Origin of the sequence: Pseudomonas tremae (genome assembly GCF_001401155.1) — a bacterium.
Taxonomy (GTDB): Bacteria; Pseudomonadota; Gammaproteobacteria; order Pseudomonadales; family Pseudomonadaceae; genus Aquipseudomonas; species Aquipseudomonas tremae.
This window is the reverse complement of sequence record NZ_LJRO01000153.1, coordinates 272,203-279,297: the sequence shown is the minus strand read 5'-3', so window position 1 is coordinate 279,297 and position 7,095 is coordinate 272,203. Positions and strand designations below refer to the sequence as shown.

Here is a 7,095-nt window from a genome sequence, read left to right as displayed (position 1 = left end):
CATTTCATTTGCCGCCCGCAGAGGGAGGGCGGACGATCCATTCGACAGCAAACAGCACGCCCATCAATCCGTAGGAAATCAGGCCGGTGTACAGCGTCCACCAAGACAACGGCGCCCACAACGTCAGCAGCGTTGCAGCAAGGCCGTTGAACAGAAAGAACCCGCACCAGATCTGCGTGACCCTGCGGGTGTAGCGGATGCCGGCCTCAGGTAGGTCCGGACGGTTCAGGCGCGCCATTTTTTCCACGATCGGCGGCCCGTAGATCAGGCTTGAACCGAACAGGCTGAGCATGAATGCGCTGACCAGCACCGGATACCAGCGCAGCATCAGGTGGCTGTCGACGACACCGAGCACCACACAGAAGGCCAGGGCCACTAGCGCCATTGCCAGGCTGCCGGGTTTGCGTTCGCCGGTAAGCGCGCGGGCGAGCCACAGGCTTCCCAGCAGCAGCGCAAACTGCCACGGAGCGAAGTGCTCGGTTCCCCAATAGACGGCAAATGGATACAGCACACCGGCCAGGACCAGAATCAGCCCGATCAGGCGCTTCATTCGGTCGCGTTGACCAGTCGGTAAACAGCATCGACCACGTCGTTCACGGTCTTGACCGACTTGAACTCTTCAGCGGCGATCTTCTTCCCTGTCTTGCGTTTGATGTGGTCGATCAAGTCCACGGCGTCAATGCTGTCGATTTCCAGGTCCTGATAGAGGTTAGCGTCAAGCGTGACCCTCTCGGCCTCCAGTTCGAACAGTTCCACCATTGCGGTGCGCAGGATTTCGAAGATGTCTTCACGGGTTTGCATGTTCAATTCTCAGGCCGGTTGGCGCTGACGAAGGCCGCTAGGCTGTCGACGCTGGCAAAATGGTTACGTGTGTCTTTTGCATCGGCGTCGATCCTGATGCCGTAGCGCTTCTGGATGGCCAGACCCAATTCCAGTGCATCGACCGAATCCAGGCCAAGTCCTTCGCCGAACAACGTCATATCGTTGCCGATATCCTCCGGAGTGATGTCTTCGAGGCCCAGGGCATCGATGATCAACAATTTAATGTTCTGGTGCAGATCGCTCATCTGAGGCGAGCTCCTTGGTGAAATAGTCATGCAGGTAATCGTTGAGCTTGCGGGACGCTATGGGTGGCGGGCCTAGCGAACTGAAGGCGTTTGGGTCTATATCGGCACCGACGCGAAAAGTGAAGTGCACGCGGCGTTGCGGAATGCGATACCAAGGCTCGGCCTTGGTCAGGGTGGTCGGGCGTACCTGAATGGTCACCGGGGTGATGAGGCTCGCGCCGCGCAACGCGATGGCGGCCGCGCCCCGATGAAAGACCGGCGGCTGACCGGGCCGGGTGCGCGTGCCCTCAGGAAAGATGATCAGCGTCTGGCCGCTTTGCAGGCGCTCCACTGCGGCGTCGAGCATGTCCATGCTGCCGTCGTTGCTGATATAGCCGGTGGAGCGCACCGGGCCACGTGTGAACGGGTTCTCCCAGAGGCTGCGCTTGACCACGCAGTTGGCGTCACGCACCAGACCGATCAGAAACACCACGTCGATCAGTGATGGGTGATTGGCGATGATCATCTGCCCGGGACGCCCCAGTTTTTCGGCGCCCTGCACCTCGTAGGTCAGCACGCCCATACGCGCCATGATGCGGATGAACCGCCAGAACAGGTGGCTGATGGTCCGTCGCGCGCGCCGCTGGTGGCTGGCCTTGCTGCCTGGCAGGCAGCTCAATACCGGAAAAACGAACAATCGAAGGCACAGGCCGCTCAACCCGAACAGGGCGAAACTGATGCCGGTTGCCAGCAGGCGCCAGTAATAGGCGTCCTGACCTTTTTTCAGTGACTGCGTTGCCAGTTCCATAACCGGTTATTCCAGGGGTGCAGGCAGGCCGATTGATTAGTGTGCAAGGCGCGCAGCAGATTCAGTGCGTGGGGCCACTGAGTACGTCGGGTTCCTTGCGTGTCGCCGTGCAAAGACAATTCCCACTCGCTGCCAGGCGTCAGCAGCAAGCCGACGGCGTAGGGAAAGGGCACATCATCAATCCATTGGGCATAGGCTTGCGGTGGTTGCTCTTCGGTCACCACCAGCAGCACTGCTTCAGCTCCTTCAGCCAACAGCGCAGCTGCCTCGAATGCTCCATATTCCAGGCCATCGCCTGCGGCTGCCAACGCCGTCATTTCACTGGTCTCGCCGCGCATTATCGACCACAGGCCAATCACTGCGTTATGCACCGAGAGGCTGAACTGGGTCGGCGAAAGCGGCTCGTCTGCGGCCAGGTCACGCAGAATTTCAAACGTTCTCGGGGTTTCTCCGTGGCGCGATACGAACACCAGCGGCACTCGTCCGTAGCCTTCGGTCAATGGCCAGCCGACTGCAAACGCCATGCGCGCCATGCGACCAAGACGTCGGCGCTGCATGGCAGGCAGAAAAGACACGTCCGGCGCTTCATCACTGTCTTGCAAAGGCGTCGGGTCACGACTCCATTTCTGCCAGTCATCCGCGCTTGCCAGGCCCGGGGCCCAAGCCTGCCATCGTGCAATGTTGAACGTGATCAAGACTATGCCTTCCCGCCCCTGTGGGCATGTTTCTCGCTACATCGATATCAGGTCGATATCAGCCTGGGTGCGGTCATTATCCCGAGTGCGCGCATTATCCCGATGGGTGTCATTACTAGCAAATTTGTTACATGAAAAACTGTTTATAGGCAGGTATCGTAAGGTTCGAGTCTGTTTTGTGTATGACAACCAGACACCCTCCGTATGGGGTAAGCTCGTTGTTGTCACATCTGCTGCCTAGAATCGATGCACCTATGGTCGTTATCGGCCACTCTTGTTGTTTCTTCATCTTCGAGGAGCCCAAAGCATGCGTCGCGTGGTATTCAATCAGAAGGGCGGTGTCGGCAAATCCAGCATCGCCTGCAATCTGGCTGCAGTCAGCGCTCACGAAGGCTATCGGACACTGTTGATCGATCTCGATGCCCAGGCCAACTCTACCCAGTACCTTACCGGCCTGACTGGCCACGATATTCCGATGGGGATTGCCGAGTTTTTCAAGAACACGCTGGCGGCTGCCCCGTTCGCCAAGAAAAACCACGTCGATATCTATGAAACGCCATTCGACAATCTGCACGTGGTCACCGCCACGGCCGAGCTGGCTGACCTGCAGCCCAAGCTTGAGGCAAAGCACAAGATCAACAAGCTTCGCAAACTGCTGGATGAGCTAAGCGAGGACTACGAGCGGATCTATCTGGATACGCCGCCTGCACTGAATTTCTATGCGGTTTCGGCGCTGATTGCTTCAGATCGCGTATTGATCCCTTTCGATTGCGACAGTTTCTCGCGACAGGCACTGTACGGGCTGCTGCGTGAAATCGAAGAGTTGAAGGAAGATCACAACGAGGATCTGCTGGTCGAGGGCATCATCGTCAACCAGTTCCAGCCGCGGGCCAGCCTGCCGCAGCAGATGCTCGACGAGCTCATCGCCGAGGGACTGCCAGTGCTGCCGGTCTATTTGAATGCTTCGGTGAAAATGCGTGAATCGCACCAGGTCAACCTGCCCCTGATCCACCTAGACCCACGCCACAAACTGACGCAACAGTTTGTCGACCTGCATCATTTGCTGGAGACCAATGCCCATCCTTGATGGGCCATTGCGCACCCGAAATCGGACGCAGAGCGTCCAGAAATGCGTGCCCACGCTGGAGCGTGGGCACGATAGGAGTTCTTCCGGACGCCTATCGTGCCTCACCTCCCAACATATGCGTCTATCGTTCCTCACGCTCCAGCGTGGTAATGCCTTGGGTGACGCTCCGCGTCACAGATCTGCGCCGCGCCGCCTGCTCGATAGCGGGCGCAAATCGTCCAAAATGGCATACGGGCATTGGCATGAGAGTCATCGTGGCCTCAGCACCTCTGGCGTGTAGCTGCCGTCTCTCAATGAGCGCGCCAAGTGTTCGCCATGCAGGCGTGCTTTCAAGGCCAGTTCTTCGGGGATGCTGATGGTTGCGTCCATATCAGCCTGAAATCTCTCCTGCGAGGCCGTCAGTGTATTGCTGCCGGGTTCGCAGCCGCAGCGTACATGGTGGCCTTGAGTGGCCACTGCCACCAGGTCGTCGACGTAAGTCGGGTTGCCCTGGGCGATGAAGCCGATACTCGTGCATGCAGGGCACCAGACCGGGTCCCCCATGCGCGCTACGCGGCGCTCGTCGATCACCTCTTGCGCAGATGCGCTCAGCACAAAGCCGCCGCTGGTAGTGGAATCGCCTTCCCTGACTATGAATGACATGGCAGTACTTCCTGTAGGTTCCGGAAAGCCTGAGGCTAGGTGCAAATCAGCGCCTCGGCATCGACCAAAGCCAGTTAAAGACAAATCCCACGTAAACATCAGCAGCGCGTTTCAGAGATGTTGCAGAGGCACACATAAAGTGTGCCTAAAACTGATTATTTCGCTCATCGTTACTCCAGCCGTAACGATCGGGCTCGCTGCTTGATTGATGCAAGGCATCCATCGCTCCTAAGGTGGCCCACGACAGCACAATCGTGGAGCGATCATGACAACAACAACTTCCCCCGACGCGCGCTGGACACGTCGTCGCACCGAGAAAAAAAGGCGTCTCGAGCAGGTGCGGGCATTGGCCGATGGCGTGGTGTTGCCGACCGACAAGATCGTCGAGGCGCTGGAGGCGTTGCTGGTTTCCGGTGATCGGGTGGTACTTGAGGGCAATAACCAGAAACAGGCGGATTTTCTCTCCCGCGCACTGGCCAAAGTCGACCCGGGCAAGGTGCATGACCTGCACATGATCATGCCGAGCGTTGGCCGTGCAGAACATCTGGACCTGTTCGAGCAAGGCATCGCCCGAAAACTGGATTTCTCGTTTGCCGGCACACAAAGCCTGCGTATCAGCCAGTTGCTGGAAGACGGCTTGCTGGAAATCGGCGCGATTCACACCTACATCGAGCTTTATTCACGGCTGGTGGTGGACCTTATCCCCAACGTCGTACTGGCCGCAGGGTTCATGGCCGACCGTGCAGGCAACATCTATACCGGGCCCAGCACTGAAGACACCCCTGCACTAATCGAGCCCGCTGCCTTCAGCGACGGCATTGTCATCGTTCAGGTCAATCAGTTGGTCGATGACGTCAGTGAGCTGCCTCGGGTCGACATTCCGGCCTCTTGGGTCGATTTTGTGGTGGTGGCCGACAAGCCTTTCTATATCGAGCCGCTGTTCACCCGCGACCCGCGTCACATCAAGCCAGTGCATGTGCTGATGGCGATGATGGCGATTCGCGGCATCTACGAGAAACACAACGTCCAGTCGCTGAACCACGGCATCGGTTTCAACACCGCCGCCATCGAACTGATTCTGCCGACCTATGGCGAGTCGCTGGGGCTCAAAGGCAAGATCTGCCGCAACTGGACGCTCAACCCGCACCCGACCCTGATCCCGGCCATCGAGAGCGGCTGGGTCGAGAGCGTGCATTGCTTCGGCACCGAACTGGGCATGGAAAACTATATTGCCGCCCGCCCTGACGTGTTCTTTACCGGGCGCGACGGCTCACTGCGTTCCAACCGGCAGCTCTGTCAGCTGGCTGGTCAGTACGCCGTTGATTTGTTCATCGGTGCGACTCTGCAGGTCGACGGTGACGGGCATTCCTCGACTGTCACTCGTGGGCGTCTGGCAGGTTTCGGCGGCGCGCCGAACATGGGCCATGACCCGCGTGGCCGACGGCATGCCACCCCGGCCTGGCTGGACATGCGTCAGCAGACCGAAGACGGCCCGGCTGCCTATCTGGAACGTGGCAAGAAGCTGGTGGTACAGATGGTCGAGACCTTTCAGGAGGGCGGCAAACCGACCTTCGTCGAAACGCTCGATGCCGTTGAGGTGGCGAAGAAAAGCGGCATGCCGCTGGCGCCGATCATGATCTACGGCGACGACGTCACTCATTTACTGACCGAAGAAGGCATCGCCTATCTGTACAAGGCGCGCAGCCTGGAAGAGCGTCAGGCGATGATTGCAGCGGTGGCGGGCGTGACCGTGATCGGTTTGCGCCACAACCCGAAAGACACTGCCCGTATGCGTCGCGAAGGCTTGATCGCGCTGCCCGAAGACCTCGGCATCCGCCGCACCGATGCCAGTCGCGAACTGCTGGCGGCCAAAAGCATCGCCGATCTGGTCGAGTGGTCCGGTGGCCTCTACAACCCGCCTGCCAAATTCAGGAGCTGGTAATGAGCGCACTTCAACTGACACCGCAACCCGCCTCACTGGCCGAGCGACTGGCTGATCTGGCAGTCGACGCCCTGATAGCCGAAGCCGACCTTTCGCCGAAACCCGCGTTGGTCGACCGTCGTGGCAGTGGCGCGCACACCGACCTGCACCTGGGGCTTATGCATGCTTCGGCGCTCTCGTTATGGCCGACGTTCAAGCTGATGGCCGATGCCGCCGCGCAATTCAAGACAGTGGGCCAGCCGTTGCGCGAGGCGCTTGGCCGTCTGGGACGTGAGGGCGAGGGCTCCATGTTGCGCACCACGGGCGGGGTAAATACCCATCGTGGCGCAATCTGGGCATTGGGACTGCTGGTCACGGCGGTGGCGCTGGAGCCGCATGACTGTGGATCTGACGCAGTCTGTCAGCGCGCAGCCAGGCTGGCAATGATCAAGGACCGCCAGGTGCTCACGCAAAATAGCCACGGCAGTGAAGTGGTTCGTCGCTACAAGGTCATGGGGGCCAAGGAGCAGGCGCAGCAGGGCTTTCCTGCCGTGACGCTGTTCGCGCTGCCGCAGTTGCAGCGCAGTCGCGCGGCAGGCAGTGGCGAGCAGAACGCCCGGCTTGATGCATTGCTGGCGATCATGACCCGCCTGGCTGACACCTGCGTGCTGCATCGTTCGGGTATCGAAGGGCTGAGCGTCATGCAACAGGGCGCGCAGCGTGTGCTTGATGCCGGTGGCAGTGCCAGCTTGGCCGGTCGCCGAGCGCTGAACGAACTGGATCAGCAATTGCTGGCACTTAACGCTTCGCCTGGCGGAGCTGCTGATCTGCTCGCCGCCTGCCTGTTTATCGATGGCCTGGAGCCTGTGCTAGGCCCTGTTTCGAGGAGTGCCTGA

The 7,095-nt window shown here is 59.5% G+C and carries 9 protein-coding genes; 3 read left to right on the top strand and 6 right to left on the bottom strand.

The features are described from left to right. Positions 1-4 precede the first annotated feature (4 nt). The 5 genes from ALO43_RS11190 to ALO43_RS11170 are packed head-to-tail and all read right to left on the bottom strand — an operon-like array spanning position 5 to position 2,549. Positions 5-550 carry a COG4648 family protein gene (locus tag ALO43_RS11190; protein ID WP_005888260.1) on the bottom strand — a complete coding sequence of 182 codons (546 nt, stop codon included), beginning with the start codon at positions 548-550 and terminating at the stop codon, positions 5-7. After that, positions 547-801 (bottom strand): acyl carrier protein, encoded by a 255-nt coding sequence (locus ALO43_RS11185; protein ID WP_024690751.1) that lies wholly within the window; start codon positions 799-801, stop codon positions 547-549. Before ALO43_RS11185 ends, ALO43_RS11190 begins: the two co-directional genes overlap by 4 nt. Before the next feature lie 2 nt (positions 802-803). After that, entirely contained in the window at positions 804-1,067 is a 264-nt protein-coding gene (locus ALO43_RS11180; protein ID WP_054997505.1) for a phosphopantetheine-binding protein, read from the bottom strand. Then, positions 1,042-1,854: a lysophospholipid acyltransferase family protein gene (locus ALO43_RS11175; protein ID WP_054997504.1), complete on the bottom strand. Its 813-nt coding sequence runs from the start codon at positions 1,852-1,854 to the stop codon at positions 1,042-1,044. Before ALO43_RS11175 ends, ALO43_RS11180 begins: the two co-directional genes overlap by 26 nt. Further along, a complete protein-coding gene (locus tag ALO43_RS11170) occupies positions 1,830-2,549 on the bottom strand; it encodes a beta-ketoacyl synthase chain length factor (RefSeq protein WP_005888268.1) in 720 nt (239 codons plus the stop codon). The genes ALO43_RS11175 and ALO43_RS11170 overlap by 25 nt, the downstream gene beginning before the upstream one ends. Positions 2,550-2,856: 307 nt before the next feature. Between ALO43_RS11170 and ALO43_RS11165 the strand changes: the two genes are divergently transcribed. After that, complete coding sequence (locus ALO43_RS11165; protein ID WP_005888269.1) at positions 2,857-3,636, top strand: ParA family protein; 780 nt, start codon at positions 2,857-2,859, stop codon at positions 3,634-3,636. Positions 3,637-3,885: 249 nt separating this feature from the next. Here ALO43_RS11165 and ALO43_RS11160 read toward each other — a convergent pair whose 3' ends face one another. After that, positions 3,886-4,278 (bottom strand): PAAR domain-containing protein, encoded by a 393-nt coding sequence (locus ALO43_RS11160; protein WP_024668599.1) that lies wholly within the window; start codon positions 4,276-4,278, stop codon positions 3,886-3,888. Between the two features lie 265 nt (positions 4,279-4,543). Here ALO43_RS11160 and mdcA point away from each other — a divergent pair, with 265 nt between their 5' ends. Together mdcA and ALO43_RS11150 are read left to right on the top strand one after the other, a co-directional pair. After that, positions 4,544-6,220, top strand: a complete 1,677-nt coding sequence (gene mdcA, locus ALO43_RS11155; RefSeq protein ID WP_005888271.1) for a malonate decarboxylase subunit alpha — start codon at positions 4,544-4,546, stop codon at positions 6,218-6,220. Further along, positions 6,220-7,095 carry a triphosphoribosyl-dephospho-CoA synthase gene (locus tag ALO43_RS11150; protein WP_024668601.1) on the top strand — a complete coding sequence of 292 codons (876 nt, stop codon included), beginning with the start codon at positions 6,220-6,222 and terminating at the stop codon, positions 7,093-7,095. Before mdcA ends, ALO43_RS11150 begins: the two co-directional genes overlap by 1 nt.

Coding starts and splice junctions, on each gene's coding strand:
- ALO43_RS11150 (WP_024668601.1), top strand. CDS start 6,220: ATGAGCGCACTTCAACTGACACCGCAACCCGCCTCACTGGCCGAGCGA.
- ALO43_RS11175 (WP_054997504.1), bottom strand. CDS start 1,854: ATGGAACTGGCAACGCAGTCACTGAAAAAAGGTCAGGACGCCTATTAC.
- ALO43_RS11160 (WP_024668599.1), bottom strand. CDS start 4,278: ATGTCATTCATAGTCAGGGAAGGCGATTCCACTACCAGCGGCGGCTTT.
- ALO43_RS11185 (WP_024690751.1), bottom strand. CDS start 801: ATGCAAACCCGTGAAGACATCTTCGAAATCCTGCGCACCGCAATGGTG.
- ALO43_RS11190 (WP_005888260.1), bottom strand. CDS start 550: ATGAAGCGCCTGATCGGGCTGATTCTGGTCCTGGCCGGTGTGCTGTAT.
- mdcA (WP_005888271.1), top strand. CDS start 4,544: ATGACAACAACAACTTCCCCCGACGCGCGCTGGACACGTCGTCGCACC.
- ALO43_RS11180 (WP_054997505.1), bottom strand. CDS start 1,067: ATGAGCGATCTGCACCAGAACATTAAATTGTTGATCATCGATGCCCTG.
- ALO43_RS11165 (WP_005888269.1), top strand. CDS start 2,857: ATGCGTCGCGTGGTATTCAATCAGAAGGGCGGTGTCGGCAAATCCAGC.